The organism is Pseudactinotalea sp. HY160 (assembly GCF_009372055.1).
Taxonomy (GTDB): domain Bacteria; phylum Actinomycetota; class Actinomycetes; order Actinomycetales; family Beutenbergiaceae; genus HY158.
Genome location: NZ_WHMT01000011.1, coordinates 38,577 through 54,056, shown reverse-complemented (window position 1 = coordinate 54,056; position 15,480 = coordinate 38,577). Strand labels below are relative to the sequence as shown.

The following is a 15,480-nucleotide window of genomic DNA, read 5'->3' as shown; positions in this document are numbered from 1 at the left end:
GTGCGTGCACGGGCGCCGTAGCCTGAGGGGCATGGTCGAGAAGTCGCGCTGGGAGACGATTGTCACCGAGAACCCCGATCACTCCCGCTGGTTCGTCGAGCGGTTCCGCGCCAAGGCGGCCGCCGGGGAGGACGTCTCCGGCGAGGCCCGGCTCGTGGACGCCCTCGTGCCACGGGCCGCGCGGATCCTCGACGCCGGCTGCGGCTCGGGCCGGCTCGCCCCGCACCTCCTCGCCCAGGGGCACACGGTCGTCGGCGTCGACGTCGACCCGGTCCTCATCGAGGCGGCCCGCGCCGACCACCCCGGCGGCACCTGGATCGTCGGCGACCTGGCCGAGCTCGACCTGCCGGCCGCCGGCGTCCCGGCGGGCTTCGACGCGATCGTGGCGGCCGGGAACGTCATGCCCTTCCTCGCGCCGAGCACCCGCGTGGGCGTGCTCTCCCGGCTGCGCGACCAGCTCGCCCCCGGCGGGCGGATCGCCACCGGCTTCGGTGCCGGCCGCGGCTACCTGATCGAGGACTTCCTCACCGACGTCGGCGCCGCCGGCCTCGACGTCGAGAGCCGCTACGAGAGCTGGGACCTACGCCCGTTCACGCCCGAGAGCGGCTTCCTGGTCGCCGTCCTCACGCGCGGGCGGAGCGGCCGACCCCGCTGACAGGGTGAGCCCGACGGGACGTGTGAGCCGGTCAGGACTCGTGATACCGGCGGGCGTCAGCTCGGATCCGCGGCCTCGGCGAGCACACGATCGATCCGCGGCGGAAAGTAGTCCGGCCCCTTGAGAACCTTCCCGTCCGCGCGCAGGATCGGCTCGCCGCCGGCTCCGAGCTTCGACAGGTTCGAGGCCTGGATCTCCGCGAGCACACGGTCCATCGGGATCCCGCACTCGAGCGCCATCCCGTAGATCACGTACACGAGATCGCCGAGTGCGTCGGCGGTGGCGACCACGTCGCGCGTGCCCGCGTCCGCCGCCCGCGCGCGCTCGAACGCCTCGACCATCCCGGCCTCGGCCGCCTCGCCGTACACGGCCCCCACGAGCTCGGCGAACTCCTCCGCGACGAGCGCCATGCGCAGGTGGATCCGCTCGAGGTCGGCCGTCGGCGGGCCCTGCCGCACCGGCAGCGAGTAGGTGGCGTGGAAGCGGCTCACGAGATCGGCGGGATCGGTCATGGTGCCAGCCTAGGGGGACCGTGAGACCATGTCCGGGTGGCCGACCCCCTGCCCCTGATCGACGTCGACGCGGTGCGCGCCCGGGTCGACCGCGGCAGCTTCGACCGCGGCGAGCAGTACGCCGGCCAGGGCGCCGTCGCGGGCCTGACCTGGTCCTCGGAGCACGGCGTGCTCACCTCGGTCGTCCTCGGCAACTCGGCCGCGCCGTACCGCTGCCGCGTCGATCTCGAGCGTGGGGACGGCGCCTGGTCGCCCGCGTTCATGGCCTGCAGCTGCCCGGTGGGTTCCGCCTGCAAGCACGCCGTGGCCACGATGCTCAGCTGCCACTGGCGCGCGCTCGAGTCGGGCCCGGGCCCCGACTCGAATGCTGCCGGTGGGGAGGGGGCGATCGCCGACTCCTGGCGCGGCCGGCTCGCGGGCATCGGCGGGGCGGAGGCGCGCGACCGCTCCCCGCTCGCGCTCGGATTCGCGCTGCGCGCCGACCGGTTCGCCTCGGTCCGCCCGGTGCGCGAGCTCGTCGCCGCGGGGGAGGCCCTCGCGCTCACGGTGCGCCCGCTGCGCCGCGGCAAGTCCGGCGCCTGGATCAAGGGCAACCTCACCTGGCGCACGCTCGCCCACCAGATCCACCGGCTCTCGCTCGATCCCGACCAGCTGCTGTGGTTCAGCCAGCTGCTCGGCCTCTACGACGCGACCCGCACGAGCTATGCCGGGGTCGACACCGAGGGCCTGCCGCTGGCGGACTTCCGGAGCCCGCTGCTGTGGACCCTCCTCGCCGACGCCGAGCACGCCGGGATCGAGCTCGTCGGCATGGACCGCGCCGTGACCGTTTCCGTCGCCGCCGGGGCCGGCGCGGTGGTCGAATGGACGGCGCTGCCCGGCTCCCACGGCGGCCTGCGCCTCGAGCCTCGGGTCGGCGTCGAGGGGCGCGAGCTCGCGACCTGGTCGCCCATCGGCGACCACGGCCTGTGGGCGGCGCGGCTCGAGGATCGCTCCGTCCGCGTCGTCCTCACGCCCACGGCCACCCCCTTCGGTGCCGAGCAGCGCCGGCTCGTCGAGGCCGGCGCCCTGGAGATCCCGCCGGCGGACGTCCCGGAGTTCTACGCCACCTACTATCCGCGGCTGCGGTCGGCCATGCCCGTGCGCTCCGGCGACGACGCGGTGACGCTGCCGCCGATCGAGCCCGCGACCCTCCGGCTCGCCGCCGCCTTCCGCTCCCGCAACCGGGTGACCCTCACGTGGCAGTGGCACTACCACGACCCGCCCCGGCTGCTGCCCTTCGAGCCGGAGCCCGGGCCTGCATCGGGGCCTGCGCCGGGGTCCGCGCTCGCGGGGCCGCGCGACCGTGCCCGCGAGGCCGAACTCGTGGCCGTGGCCGAGTCGCTGTGGCCCGGGGGCACCGGGCGCGCCACCCACGAGCTGACGGACGTGTCCACGGCCGAGTTCACCACACGCATCCTGCCCGCCCTCGAACGACAGGCCGGCCTCGAGGTGGAGGTGCTCGGGCGGCGCCCGGCCTTCGAGGAGCTGACGGGCGAGCCGAGCGTCACGGTGACGACGGTCGAGACCGAGCGCACCGACTGGTTCGACCTCGGCTTCCTCATCACGGTCGAGGGCCGGGAGATCCCGTTCGTGCGGCTGTTCGAGGCGCTGAGCCGGGGCCGCAAGAAGCTCCTGCTCGTCGACCGCAGCTACTTCTCACTCGAGCATCCCGCCTTCGACCAGCTCCGCGAGCTCCTCGCCGAGGCCGAGGCGCTGCCCGAATGGGAGCCCGACCGGCCCCGCCTCTCCCGCTACCAGGTGGACCTGTGGGCGGACTTCGAGGACCTGGCCGACGAGACCGTCGAGGCCCGGAGCTGGCGCGAGTCGGTCGCCGGCCTGCGCGACCTCGACTCGATCGAGGCCCGGCCGCAGCCGGATTCGGTCCGGGCCGTGCTGCGGCCCTATCAGCTCGACGGCTTCCGGTGGCTCGCCTTCCTGTGGCGGCACCGCCTCGGCGGGATCCTCGCCGACGACATGGGCCTGGGCAAGACCCTGCAGACCCTCAGCCTCATCGCCCACGCGCGCACCGGCGGCGACGCTGCCGCCGGCGGGCAGGTGGATCCGCCGTTCCTGGTCATCGCCCCGACCTCGGTCGTGAGCACGTGGCTGAACGAATCGGCGCGCTTCACCCCGCAGCTGCAGGCGCGGGCCATCACCGCCACCCGGGGGAAGCGGGGCACCTCGCTCGCCCAGGAGGTCGCGGGCGCGGACCTCGTGGTCACCTCCTATGCGATCGCCCGGCTCGACGCCGAGGAGTTTACGGCCGCCGACTGGAGCGGCCTCGTGCTCGACGAGGCCCAGTTCGTGAAGAACCCCGCCACCCGCGCCCACCGCGAGATCGCCCGGATCCGGGCACCCTTCCGGCTCGCGATCACCGGCACTCCGCTGGAGAACTCCCTGACCGATCTGTGGGCGCTCGCCTCCCTCACCGCCCCGGGCCTGTTCCCGTCGGCGCGCCGGTTCCGGGAGGAGTACGTGCGCCCGATCGAATCGGGCGCGATCCCGGAGCGGCTCGACCGGCTGCGCCGCCGGCTGCGCCCGTTCATGCTGCGCCGCGCGAAGGAGGCCGTCGCCCGGGAGCTGCCCCCGAAGCAGGAGCAGGTGATCCGGGTGGACCTGTCCGCCCGGCATCGTCAGCTCTACGACACGACGCTCCAGCGGGAACGGCAGAAGGTGCTCGACCTGGTCGAGGACCTCGATCGCAACCGCTTCATCGTGTTCCGATCGATCTCGCTGCTGCGCATGCTCGCCCTCGCGCCGGAGCTCATCGCCCCGGAGCATGCCGGCCTGGGGTCGAGCAAGCTCGACGCCCTGGCCGAGGTGCTCCCCGGGATCGTCGCCGAGGGGCACCGGACACTGGTCTTCAGCCAGTTCACGTCCTTCCTGCGGATGGCCGCGGACCGCTGCGAGGCGCTCGGGATCGACTACGTCTACCTCGACGGATCTACGCGCTCGCGGCCGAAGGTGATCGAGGAGTTCCGCTCGGGGGCCGCGCCGGTCTTCCTCATCAGCCTCAAGGCCGGCGGCTTCGGGCTCACGCTGACCGAGGCCGACTACGTGTTCATGCTCGACCCGTGGTGGAACCCCGCGACCGAGGCCCAGGCCGTCGACCGCACGCACCGCATCGGCCAGACGAAGAACGTCATGGTCTACCGGCTCGTGGCAGAGGACACGATCGAGGAGAAGGTCATGGCCCTCCAGCGCAGGAAGGCGGCCCTGTTCTCCGCCGTCATGGACTCGGAGGAGCCCTTCGCCCGGGCACTCACGGCCGAGGACGTGCGCGGGCTCTTCGACTGACGCCGCTCGCCGGACCGGAGCGCGCCCGGCCCACCATCGCGCGGCGGCGAGGCGTAGCATGGCGGCGTCGCGTCCGGCCGACATGCGGCGCGTGACCGTTCTCTACTGGAGGCCTCATGCCCGGCACGTTCTCCTCGGGAGGCGGGCTTCCCGCCGAGGAATCCATCGAGGTGAACGAGGCGCCCCTGCCCGGGATCGGCCTGCGTGACGACTTCCGCACGGTCGCGGGCCGCCGGATCGGCGTCGTCTCCCATCACACGGGCCGACGCGACCTGGTGATCTATGCCGAGGACGATCCCGACGCCTGCGTCGAGACCGTCGCGCTCACCCCCGGCGGAGGCCGATACCCTCGCCGAGTTCCTCGCCACCCGGCGCGTGACCGAGCGCCTCGCCCGGCTGACCGAGCAGGTCGCGGGCCTGCAGACCGCCAAGGTGCCGATCTCGGCCGGTTCCCGCTTCGGGGGCGACACCCTCGGCGGCACCGAGGTGCGTACCCGCACGGGCGCCTCGATCGTGGCGGTGCTGCGCGATCGCGAGGCGATCCCCTCGCCCACCCCCGGCTTCGAGCTCGCCGCAGGCGACCAGCTCATCGTCGTGGGAACACAGGAGGCGATCGCCGCCGTCGACGAGATCATCAACGGGTAGGCATGAGTTCGGCGAGGGGTCTGCTCGAACTGGGCGCGATCATCCTCGGACTGGGTCTGCTCGGGCGGCTCGCCGCCCTCGTGCGCATCTCGCCCATCCCGCTCTACCTGCTCGCCGGCCTCGTGTTCGGGGTCGGCGGACTGTTGCCGCTCGCCACGAGCGAGGCCTTCGTCTCCGTGGGCGCCGACGTCGGCATCATTCTGCTGCTTCTCATGCTCGGTCTGGAGTACTCCGCCGACGAGCTGCTGGCGAACCTGCGGACCCAGTCGCCCGCCGGCGTCGTCGACTTCGTGGTCAACGCCGCCCCGGGGGCACTCGTGGGGATGCTGCTCGGCTGGCCGGCCGCCGGGATCGTGGCGATGGCGGGCGTCACCTACGCGACCTCCTCGGGCATCGTGGCCAAGCTGCTCACCGACCTCGGACGGCTCGGGAACCGGGAGACTCCGGTCGTGCTCTCCCTCATGGTCTTCGAGGACCTGCTCATGGCGATCTACCTGCCGGTGCTCACCGCGCTCCTGCTCGGGGTCGGCGTAGTCGGCGGCACGATCAGCGTCGTCGGCGCCGTGGTCGCCGTGGCCCTGGTCATGTTCGTGGCGCTGCGCTGGGGCCGCTTCATCAACAGGCTGCTGTTCTCCGCCAGCGATGAGCTCCTCCTGCTCGGCCTGCTCGGATTCGTGCTCATCGTCGCGGGCTTCGCCGAGGAGCTGCACGTGTCCACGGCGGTCGGGGCCTTCCTCGTGGGAATCGCGCTGTCGGGGCAGGTCGCCGAGAGCGCCCGGCTCGTGCTCTCCCCGCTGCGGGACCTGTTCGCGGCCGTGTTCTTCGTCTTCTTCGGCCTGCGCACGGATCCGGCCGAGATCCCGGACGTGCTGGGGGTCGCCCTCGCGCTCGCCCTCGTCACGATCCTGACGAAAGTCGGGGTGGGTGGCTGGGCGGCCCGCCGTGCCGGCATCGCCCGGCCCGGGCAGCTGCGCGCGGGCGCGATGATGGTCCCCCGGGGGGAGTTCAGCATCGTCATCGCCGGCCTGGCCACCTCCGCGGGGATCGCGGGCATCGGCCCGCTCGCGGCCACGTACGTCATGATCATGGCTGTCGTCGGGCCGATCCTGGCCCGACTCGCCGAGCCGGTCGCGCGCCGCATCGCCGTCGTGGCCAAGCGGCGCGAGGCCCGGCGGGCCGATCCCGGCGAACCGGGGGCGGCCCGCGAGGAGGCCTGAGTCGCGCCGGCCCGTCTGCCCGGTCGCGTCGCGCGCCGTCGACTCAGGGTTCGAGCAGCCGGCGCACGGCGTCCAGCTGCGCCTCGGCGAGCGCCCCCGCGCCCACGACCTCCTCGAGGTGCTCGAGGCTCCACCGGTCGAGCGCGCGCAGCGCGGCGAGCGCGAGCCGGTACTGCAGATCTGTGGGCAGGTCCGTCCGGACGGCGCCGCTCGCCCGGCCGAGCTCCAGTGCTCGGCCGACCCAGGCGTCGATGGCGCGGTCCAACTCGGTGAGCCGGCTGCCCGTCGGCGCGTCGGAGACGTAGAACAGCGCACCGAGTGCGGCGAAGGCGGGCACCCGCGTGGCGGCCTCGACGAGCGTTCCCATGAGGGCCCGCGCGCCGCCCCAGAAGTCCCCGTCCGGTGCCCCCGCCGGCGAGTCCGTCGAGCCCAGGGATTCCGGGGTGGGCAGCGGCACGGCTGCGGACACCGCCGCGGCGAGGTCGTCGACCACGAGGTCGAAGAGCTCCCGCTTGGAGGAGATCGCGTGATAGAAGGAGCTCTTGCTCAGCCCGCACTCCCGGATGATCCGGTTGAGGGAGGCGGCCTCGTACCCGGCGGCGAACTCCGTGGCGGCCACCCGCACGAGCCGCGCGCGCCGCTCGGGCGGCATCCGGTCGCTCGACATGCCGGAAGCCTACCCGGGCCTGGACCGGGTGGTCCAATCGCTGCTACGCTTCTGGACCACCCGGTCCAAACGCTCGTCGGAAGGAGTGGAGATGATCGTCGAGACCCCCGCCGCGGACCAGCTGGACCGCGCCGATCCGGGGGAACCACGCATCCTCGTCGTCGGTGCCGGGATCGCCGGCACGACCCTGGCGCAGTTGCTCCGCCGGGCCGGGCGCCACCCCGTGCTCATCGAGCGCCACGAGGCCGACGCCCACGCCGACCGGGGCTACATGCTCGCGCTCATGCCCATGGTCGACTCGGCCCTGGACGAGCTCGGCGCGGGCGCCGACTACCGCCGGCGCTCCCAGCGGTTCGACCGTTACCGCATCCACTCCCACCGCGGCCGCATGCTGCGCACCGACCCGATCGCCGGCCTCCTCGACCGCTACGGCGACTACCGCGGCATCGACCGCGGCGCGCTGCTCGACTGCCTCGCCGGGGCCACCGCCACGTGCGAGGTCGCCCACGGCACCACCGTGAGCGCCGTCGAGCGCGGGGACGACGCAGCTCCCCTCCGCGTGTGCCTCGCCGGCGCACGGCCCGCCGAACTCGAGGTCGACCTCATCGTCGCCGCCGATGGCATCGGCTCGACCACCCGCGGCCTCCTCCACGACGGGGAGCCGGTGGATTCCGTCGACACCGGCTGGGGTGGCTGGGTGGTCTGGGCGCGGCCGGACGCCGACCCGGGCCTGGGGAGTGAACTGTGGGGAGACGGCTTCCTCGTCGGCGCCTACCCCGTGCTCGGCGCGCTCGGCGCCTTCCTCGGCGGCCCCCGCGCCATCCGCGACGCCGGCCCCGCCGCCTACGCCGAACGGGTGCGGCGGGCCCTGCGCGTGGTGCCCGAACGGATCGACCGCGTGCTCACGGCGCTGGTGGACGACCCCGACCCGTTCTGGTGGCCGCTGGTCGACGCGCGCGCCGGCAGCTGGGTGCGTGGCCGGTCGGTCCTCCTCGGTGACGCGGCCGCCGGCTTCCTGCCCACGGCCGGCATCGGGGCCGGGATGGCGATCGAATCCGCCTGGGTGCTGGCCCGCCACCTCACCCATGCCCACGCCCACGCCCCCGGCGCCGCCGACCTCGACGGCCGGCTCGCCGCCTACGAGCGTGCCCAGCGCCCCCGCGTCACCGCCGCCCACGACACGTCCCGGCGGCTCGCCTCCCTCATGTGCCGCACGAGCCTGCCCCTCGCCGTGGCGCGCGACGTCGTCATGCGGTTCGTGAGCATCGACCTCGCGCTCCGTCCGATCCAGCAGCTGCTCGCCCACCCGCCCGACCTGCCCGCCCCGAGGTGACCGACGTCCGCGCGGCCCCTCCTCGTGCCGGCACGACGAGTCTCCGGATCGCCCTGTGCGCTGCGTCTCCCCGATCCCAAGACGCGCCCGGGTCGACTTGCCAAGGCCGGGCGGCGTGCCGAAGCATGTCGACTCATGGGAGCAGCTGCGGGCCGCCGCGACGTGGACACGATCCGCGCCGTCGTGCTGCTCGGATGCGCCATGGCGCTCGTGGGCGTGGCCTACGGTGCGATGACGGTCGGCGTCGGCCTGCCCGTGTGGGTCGCGCCCGTGCTCGGTGTCATCGTGCTCGCCGGATCCTCGGAGATGCTCTACGTGGGCCTGGCGACCGCGACCTCGCCGTGGCTCGCCCTGCCCGCCGCGCTCCTCGTGAACGTGCGGCACGTGCCCTACGGCATGGCGGTGCGCCGCTACCTCGGCCACGGCCGCACCCGTGCGTGGCGTTCGCACGTGATGAACGACGAGTCCGTGGCCTTCGCGCTCGCCGAGCGTGAGCCGGAGCGGGCGAAGCGCACCTACGGTCTCGCCGGGATCGCCGTGCTCATATCCTGGCCGACCGGGGCGTTCGTCGGGGGCCTCCTCGGCCGCGGGATCGACCAGGAGGCCTTCGGTCTCGACGCCATCTTCCCGGCCGTCATCCTCGCGCTCGTGCTGCCCGCGCTCAAGCGCGCCCGGATGCGCCCGGCGATCGTCGTGGCCGTGCTCCTCTCGGTGCCCGCGGCGCTGCTGCTTCCCCAGGGGCTCGGACCGATCGCGGGCCTGCTCGCCCTGCCGCTCGCCGTGTGGCGCACCCGGGACGCGCTCGCCCAACGGGCGGGCGAGGAGGGCGCAGCGGGTACGGGTCCGGCCGTTCCGTCCGGTCGGGCCGAGGACGGCGCCGATGGGTGAGCTGACCCAGATCCTGCTCGGCGGCCTCCTGCTCGGCATCGGCACGTACGCGATGCGCGCCGGCGGTGGCGAGATCGGCGACCGGATCGCGGCCTATCCCAGGTTCCAGCTCGCCGTCGAGGACGCCGCGATGCTCATCCTCGCCTCGGTCATGGCCACGAGCGCGCTGACCGACGGTCAGTCCTTCGCCGGGTGGGCCCGTCCCGCCGGGGTCGCGCTCTCCGGTCTGCTCGCCTGGCGCGGCGCCCCGCTGCCGGTCGTGCTGCTCGTCGCGGCGGCGGCCACCGCGGGCCTGCGTGCCCTCGGGATCGCCTGATGCATGTGGGTGGCCGTGACTACCTGTGGGGTGGTCGAATGGCCCCAGTCGTCTGATGCCCGGCGATGTGGGTGGCCCGGACTACCTGTGGGGTGGTCGGATGGCCCCAGTCGTCTCATGCACACCCATGTGGGTGGCCGTGACTACCCGAGGACCTCGACCCGGTCGCCCACGCTGATCCGCCCGGGCCCGTCCGCCACGAGGAGGATCCCGAAGCTCGGCTGCGGCCGCCCGAGCACCCGGGTCAGGGTGGTGAGCACGGGCGCGTCCCGCTCACCCGAGACCGGATTCGCGTGCGTGGCCAGGCACCGGTTGATCGGCGCATGGACGGCGAAGCGCACCTCCCCGAGGCGGACCCACCGGCCGATGAGGTCGTCCTCCGCCCATGCGGGCAGCCCCGCGACCGAGACGTTCGATCGGAACCGCCGCTCGTCCAGGTCGGTACCCATGGCCCCCGCGAGTGCGTCCCGGCTCGAGCGGGAGTGGGCGCTGACGAAACCCTGGGGGCGGTCCTGGAACCGGGCGGAGCGACCGTCGCCCACGAGCGTGAGCGGGCCGAAGCGTTCCAGCCGGTCGGCGTCCTCGGTCCCGGCGAGGAAACGCGTGACCGCAGCGGTCAGGCGGAGGCGACCGGCGTCGTCCACACGCTCCTCGGCGAGCACCTCGCCCCCGGCCTCGAGCCGGACTCGCCCGGCGGCGTGGCCGAGGCGCAGGCGCACGAGCGAGGGGAAGTCTCGCACGCACAGGCCGCCGCCCTTGGGCCAGTAGTCGAGGCCGTCGCGGTCCTCGGGAGAGAGGGCGTCCGGGAAGCGGAATGCCAGCACGCGGTCGCCGGCGATGCGGCCGTCGGTCTGCACGTCGAGGTGGTCGGCGGACTCGGGCGTGAACCCCTTGATCGGGTGGCGGTAGAGCGCGGCGACGTGGGGCATGCGGCCATTGTGCCGTGTGGCGCCGGCCCGTGCCGTACCCCGCGGGTCGGACGGAGCCTGATAGAGGCGGACGGGCCGGACCGGGAAGTCACCGATGTGGAGCGGGTGACGGGAATCGAACCCGCGCTATCAGCTTGGGAAGCTGAAGTTCTACCATTGAACTACACCCGCAGCGCCCGATGGAGCACCGGACACCGCCCAGCATACCGAATGATCCGCCGGGCCCTCGACCATCGGGGCCCTCGACCAATTGGTCGCGCCCCCGGGTGAGTAGGCCGCCGGAGTCCTCGCCCGTCCTGCACGCGCGCCACTAGGCTGAGCGGAGCCGCAGTGGCCCAGCCGAGTGCATCCGCGAGGGAGAAGCCGTGACCGCATCGATCGACCCGACCACCACGCCCGCCTGGGCCGCGCTGAGCGCCCACGCCGAGAACCTGCGGCCCGACCTGCGCGGCTGGTTCGCCGCCGACCCCGGCCGGGCCGCCCGATTCACCCGCGAGGCCGGCGATCTGTGGGTCGACCTGTCGAAGAACCTCCTCACGCCCGACACGCTGCGGCTCCTGCTCGACCTCGCCGAGCAGACCCGGGTGACCGCCCGCCGCGACGACATGTTCGCCGGTGCGCACATCAACACGACCGAGGACCGCGCGGTGCTGCACACCGCCCTGCGCCGCCCGGCGAACCCGGCCGCCCCCCTCGTCGTGGACGGCCAGGACGTGGACGCCGACGTGCACGCCGTGCTCGGGCGGCTCTACGACTTCGCGGGCCGGGTGCGCTCGGGGGAGTGGACCGGAGTGACCGGCAAGCGGGTCGAGACCGTAGTGAACATCGGGATCGGCGGCTCCGACCTCGGGCCGGTCATGGCCTACGAGGCCCTCAAGCCCTCCGTGCAGCTCGGCCTCCAGTGCCGGTTCGTGTCGAATATCGACCCGACCGACATCTCCGAGGCGCTGTGGGACCTCGACCCCGAGACCACGCTGTTCATCGTCGCGTCCAAGACCTTCACCACGCTCGAGACCCTGACGAACGCCCGGCTCGCCCGCACGTGGCTGCTCGAGAAGCTGCACGAGCGGGGCGTGATCGAGGCGAACGAGGAGAGCTACACCGGCGCGGTCTCCCAGCACTTCGTGGCCACCTCCACCGCCCTGGACAAGGTGGCCGAGTTCGGCATCGACACCGCGAACGCCTTCGGCTTCTGGGATTGGGTCGGGGGCCGCTACTCGGTGGACTCCGCCGTCGGGCTCAGCCTCGCGATCGCGATCGGCCCGGAGAATTTCGCCGACTTCCTCGCGGGCTTCGCGACGATCGACGACCACTTCCGCACCGCCCCGCCGGCCGAGAACCTGCCGCTGCTCATGGGCCTGATCAACGTCTGGTACGTCAACTTCCTCGGCGCCCACACCCATGCCGTGCTGCCCTACTCCCAGTACCTGCACCGGTTCCCGGCTTATCTGCAGCAGTTGACGATGGAGTCGAACGGCAAGGGCGTGCGTTATGACGGCGCCCCCGTGGCCGCCCACACCGGCGAGGTGTTCTGGGGGGAGCCGGGCACCAACGGCCAGCACGCGTTCTACCAGCTCATCCACCAGGGCACCCGGATCGTGCCGGCCGACTTCATCGCCGTGGCCAATCCGGCCCACGCGCTCGCCGACGGCGATCAGGACGTCCACCACCTGTTCATGGCGAACTATTTCGCCCAGACCAAGGCCCTCGCATTCGGCAAGACCGCGGACGAGGTGCGGGCCGAGGGCACCGCCGAGGAGATCGTGCCCGCTCGGGTGTTCACCGGCAACCGGCCCACGACCTCGATCCTCGCCCCGGAGCTGAGCCCGGGCGTGCTCGGCCAGCTCATCGCCCTCTACGAGCACATCACCTTCACCCAGGGGGCGGTCTGGGGCATCGACTCCTTCGACCAGTGGGGCGTCGAGCTCGGCAAGCAGCTCGCGCAGGAGATCACCCCCGCCCTCTCCGGCGATGCCGCGGCACTCGACGGGCAGGACGCCTCCACGAAGGCGGCGATCGAGCGATACCTGGCCGAGCGTCGTCCCTGATCGACGGCAAGTAGGCTGACTGCGTGCTGCTCTCAGATCGCGACATCCGGACCGAGATCGCGGCCGGGCGGATCCGGCTCGACCCGTTCGAGCCGGAGATGGTCCAGCCCGCGTCCGTCGACGTGCGCCTCGACCGCTACTTCCGGCTGTTCGACAACCACAAGTACTCGGTCATCGACCCCGCGGCCGAGCAGCCCGAGCTGACCCGGCTCGTCGAGGTCGACCCCGAGGAGTCGTTCACGCTCCACCCCGGGGAGTTCGTGCTCGCCTCGACGCTCGAGGTCGTCACGCTGCCCGACGACCTCGCGGCGCGGCTCGAGGGGAAGTCCTCGCTCGGGCGGCTCGGCCTGCTCACGCACTCGACCGCCGGGTTCATCGACCCCGGATTCTCCGGTCACGTGACCCTCGAGCTGAGCAACGTGGCCACCCTGCCGATCACGCTCTGGCCCGGGATGAAGATCGGCCAGCTGTGCTATTTCCGGCTCACGAGCGCCTCGGAGCTCCCCTACGGGGCGGGCGCCACCGGCTCGCGCTACCTCGGCCAGCGCGGTCCGACCGCCTCCCGCTCCCACCTGAACTTCCACCGCACCCGGATCACGCCCGACGAGTGATGCGATGACCGCGATCCACCTGCTCCTGCTCGCCGAGGACGTGAGCGCCGCGGAACTCGAGGCGCTCGCGCTCTCCCGCGTGCACCAGGTGTTCCGGCCCGATCCCCGCACGCTCGCCTGGTCCGGCGCGGTCACGTGCACGGGCCCGCGGCCGCCCGCGCCCGCGGACCACGTGCCCGGTTGGGTGCGCCACGTCGTGGAGTTCCGCGTGCCGGCCGAGCGGGGCGGCCCGATCCCACCCGAACTGCGCACGGCCGGGAGCATCCTCGCGGCGTTCCCCGACGGCGAGCCGATCGGCCTCGAACGCGACACGGTCGCGCTGATCATGGCCTTCGCGCGGCGTCTCGGCGGTGCCGTGCGCACGAGCACGGGCCGACTCGTGGGCGCCCCGCCGATCCCCGATCTGCTGCTCTTCTCCGACACTCGGCTCGAGCCGGCCGCGGCGCGGGCCGCGCTCGCTCCCTTCGTCACGGTCCGTGGGGACGACGCCGCGGGCCCCCCGCCGCGGCCCACCGTTCCCGAGGTGGTCGAGCACGGGCTCGACGACGGTCACCGGCGCTGGCTGCACGCGGAGGCGGATGCCTTCGACGCCCACGCGCTGGCCGAGCCGGGGCCGGGGAGCGAGTCCTATTCCGTGCACGCGCCGCAGGCCGACGGCGGTCTCGTCGTGCTCACGGTCGATGAGGCGCCGGTCACGCCGATCGTCGTGGCGGATGCCGCCTGGGCAGGGGCGACCGCGTACGTCTACGAGGTGCGGTATTACGCGCCCCCACCGGTCCCGGAGCTCGAGCCGCAGGAGCGGGCGGCGTGGCTCGCGGCCCAGGAGGAATCGCTCGCGAACCCGGCGGTCGTGGCCGTGATCGAGAACTGCGCCTGGGCCGTGCGCAGCGCCCTCGGCGGCGTGGAGCGGGCGATCGTGTGCGACGACGACGGGTTCCTCGTCACCCTGGGCTGATCGCCCGGACTGATCGCCTGGGCGAGCCGGCCCGATCGGCCCACTGGGCCCGGTCGGCCCAGCGGGTTCAGCGAGTTCAGTCGGATTGCTGCGGCGTGACCTCCCGGGGGGTGAGCATCCGGTGCCGGCCGGCGAGGGCTCCGGACACGAGGACCCCCACGGCCACGAGGGCGATGACGCCGAGCACCGCGAGTGAATTCCAGCTCTGCACGGGCCCGGCCACGAAGAGGGCCAGGCCGGCGATCACGTAGCCGACCGCCTGGGCCATCGACGACAGGTGGCCCGCGGTGGTGAGGTCGTGGGCGCGCATCGCGATGAGGCTGAGCGCCACCACGAACGCGCTCCCGGTACCCAGCCCCAGGATCGCCACCCACAACACGATCAAGCCCGGGGCGAAGACGATTCCCGCGAGCCCGACGAGGTGGGCGATCCCGGGGAGTACGGCCGCGACGCGCTGGTCCCCGCCGATCCGCATGAGGGCGGGGGCCGCGAGGTTGCCGACCACGCCGGCGACCTGGAGGATGAACATGTGCCAGCCGGCGGCCACCGGGTCCACGCCGAGCTCCTGCTCCACGGTCGGCAGCCACGTGAGGGCCACGTAGAACACGCTCGACTGCACGCCCATGTAGACCGAGATCTGCCAGGCCGTCGCGCGTCGCCACACGCCCGCCCCACCCGCCTTCTGCGCCTCCTGGGCCCGCTGCTCCGTCAGCGCAGGGTGCGCTGGGCGCTCTGCACTCGCGGAACCCGCCGCGCCGACCGGCAGCACGCCGCCGGCGCCGGGTGACCGGGCGCGGAGGGCGCGCGCCGTCCAGAAGCACAGCCCGGCGAACGTGAGGATCGCCCACACGCCGAGCGAGAATCGCCAACTCAGCCGCGAGCCCTCCGCGAGCGGCACGGCCAGCGCCGCGGCGAGCCCGGCGAAGATCCCCAGCACGGCCACATAGACGGCGGTCACGAGGGCCGTGGACCGCGGGAAGGAGGTCTTGACGATCACCGGCACGACGACGTTCCCGACCGCGATCGCCGCCCCGATGAGCACGGTCCCGATCCACAGGTTCGCGCTCGGGCCGGGCCAGGAGCGCAGCACGGTCGCCACGGTCAGGAGGGCGAGGGCCCCGGCCGTGGTGCGTTCCACCCCGAAGCGCTGCACGAGCGGGGCCACGACCACCGCGACGATCCCGAACACGGCCACCGGCAGCGCGCCGAGCAGCCCGAGCGCGGAGGCGTCGAGCGCGAGGTCGTCCCCGAGCAGTGGCAGCACGGGCCCGACCGAGGTGATCGCGGGCCGCAGGTTGATCGCCACGAGGAGGATCCCGAGCAACGGCAGGACCATGCCGGCACGACGGCGTTGTTCAGGCATAATGG

Annotated in this window: 14 protein-coding genes and 1 tRNA gene; 10 read left to right on the top strand and 5 right to left on the bottom strand. The window is 73.3% G+C overall.

The genetic code is table 11. The features are described 5' to 3' along the window. Positions 1-31 precede the first annotated feature (31 nt). The gene (locus GCG21_RS11245) at positions 32-655 is read left to right on the top strand and encodes a trans-aconitate 2-methyltransferase (RefSeq protein ID WP_152909777.1); all 624 of its coding nucleotides are present in this window, start codon (positions 32-34) and stop codon (positions 653-655) included. 56 nt (positions 656-711) lie between these two features. Here GCG21_RS11245 and GCG21_RS11240 read toward each other — a convergent pair whose 3' ends face one another. Further along, positions 712-1,167 carry a nucleoside triphosphate pyrophosphohydrolase family protein gene (locus GCG21_RS11240; RefSeq protein WP_152909776.1) on the bottom strand — a complete coding sequence of 152 codons (456 nt, stop codon included), beginning with the start codon at positions 1,165-1,167 and terminating at the stop codon, positions 712-714. A 36-nt stretch (positions 1,168-1,203) separates the two neighbouring features. Here GCG21_RS11240 and GCG21_RS11235 point away from each other — a divergent pair, with 36 nt between their 5' ends. The 3 genes from GCG21_RS11235 to GCG21_RS11225 all read left to right on the top strand — a co-directional run bounded on the left by GCG21_RS11235 (position 1,204) and on the right by GCG21_RS11225 (position 6,365). After that, positions 1,204-4,503 (top strand): SNF2-related protein, encoded by a 3,300-nt coding sequence (locus tag GCG21_RS11235; protein ID WP_370517467.1) that lies wholly within the window; start codon positions 1,204-1,206, stop codon positions 4,501-4,503. A 282-nt stretch (positions 4,504-4,785) separates the two neighbouring features. After that, positions 4,786-5,148: a cation:proton antiporter regulatory subunit gene (locus GCG21_RS11230; RefSeq protein WP_227993693.1), complete on the top strand. Its 363-nt coding sequence runs from the start codon at positions 4,786-4,788 to the stop codon at positions 5,146-5,148. Positions 5,149-5,150: 2 nt separating this feature from the next. Then, positions 5,151-6,365, top strand: a complete 1,215-nt coding sequence (locus GCG21_RS11225; RefSeq protein ID WP_152909775.1) for a cation:proton antiporter — start codon at positions 5,151-5,153, stop codon at positions 6,363-6,365. A 43-nt stretch (positions 6,366-6,408) separates the two neighbouring features. Here the strand turns inward: GCG21_RS11225 and GCG21_RS11220 are convergent, their stop codons facing one another. After that, positions 6,409-7,032, bottom strand: a complete 624-nt coding sequence (locus GCG21_RS11220; RefSeq protein ID WP_152909774.1) for a TetR/AcrR family transcriptional regulator — start codon at positions 7,030-7,032, stop codon at positions 6,409-6,411. Between the two features lie 91 nt (positions 7,033-7,123). Between GCG21_RS11220 and GCG21_RS11215 the strand changes: the two genes are divergently transcribed. The 3 genes from GCG21_RS11215 to GCG21_RS11205 all read left to right on the top strand — a co-directional run bounded on the left by GCG21_RS11215 (position 7,124) and on the right by GCG21_RS11205 (position 9,569). Further along, positions 7,124-8,365 carry an NAD(P)/FAD-dependent oxidoreductase gene (locus GCG21_RS11215; RefSeq protein WP_152909773.1) on the top strand — a complete coding sequence of 414 codons (1,242 nt, stop codon included), beginning with the start codon at positions 7,124-7,126 and terminating at the stop codon, positions 8,363-8,365. 135 nt (positions 8,366-8,500) lie between these two features. Then, complete coding sequence (locus GCG21_RS11210; RefSeq protein WP_152909772.1) at positions 8,501-9,253, top strand: AzlC family ABC transporter permease; 753 nt, start codon at positions 8,501-8,503, stop codon at positions 9,251-9,253. Further along, positions 9,246-9,569 carry an AzlD domain-containing protein gene (locus GCG21_RS11205; RefSeq protein WP_152909771.1) on the top strand — a complete coding sequence of 108 codons (324 nt, stop codon included), beginning with the start codon at positions 9,246-9,248 and terminating at the stop codon, positions 9,567-9,569. The genes GCG21_RS11210 and GCG21_RS11205 overlap by 8 nt, the downstream gene beginning before the upstream one ends. Before the next feature lie 143 nt (positions 9,570-9,712). Here the strand turns inward: GCG21_RS11205 and GCG21_RS11200 are convergent, their stop codons facing one another. Then, on the bottom strand, positions 9,713-10,498 hold the full coding sequence (locus tag GCG21_RS11200; protein ID WP_152909770.1) for an MOSC domain-containing protein: 786 nt from the start codon (positions 10,496-10,498) through the stop codon (positions 9,713-9,715). A 97-nt stretch (positions 10,499-10,595) separates the two neighbouring features. Then, positions 10,596-10,669, bottom strand: a tRNA-Gly gene (locus GCG21_RS11195). Between the two features lie 194 nt (positions 10,670-10,863). On the opposite strand from GCG21_RS11195, the gene pgi reads away from it, so the two are divergent. From pgi to GCG21_RS11180, 3 genes are read left to right on the top strand one after another with little or no spacing between them, the layout of a single operon-like run. Beyond that, entirely contained in the window at positions 10,864-12,546 is a 1,683-nt protein-coding gene (gene pgi, locus GCG21_RS11190) for a glucose-6-phosphate isomerase (RefSeq protein WP_370517466.1), read from the top strand. Positions 12,547-12,569: 23 nt separating this feature from the next. After that, positions 12,570-13,157, top strand: a complete 588-nt coding sequence (dcd, locus tag GCG21_RS11185) for a dCTP deaminase (protein WP_153878989.1) — start codon at positions 12,570-12,572, stop codon at positions 13,155-13,157. A gap of 4 nt (positions 13,158-13,161) precedes the next feature. Further along, positions 13,162-14,112 carry a hypothetical protein gene (locus tag GCG21_RS11180; protein WP_152909769.1) on the top strand — a complete coding sequence of 317 codons (951 nt, stop codon included), beginning with the start codon at positions 13,162-13,164 and terminating at the stop codon, positions 14,110-14,112. 76 nt (positions 14,113-14,188) lie between these two features. Here GCG21_RS11180 and GCG21_RS11175 read toward each other — a convergent pair whose 3' ends face one another. Beyond that, complete coding sequence (locus GCG21_RS11175; protein WP_152909768.1) at positions 14,189-15,475, bottom strand: MFS transporter; 1,287 nt, start codon at positions 15,473-15,475, stop codon at positions 14,189-14,191. Between the last annotated feature and the right edge of the window lie 5 nt (positions 15,476-15,480).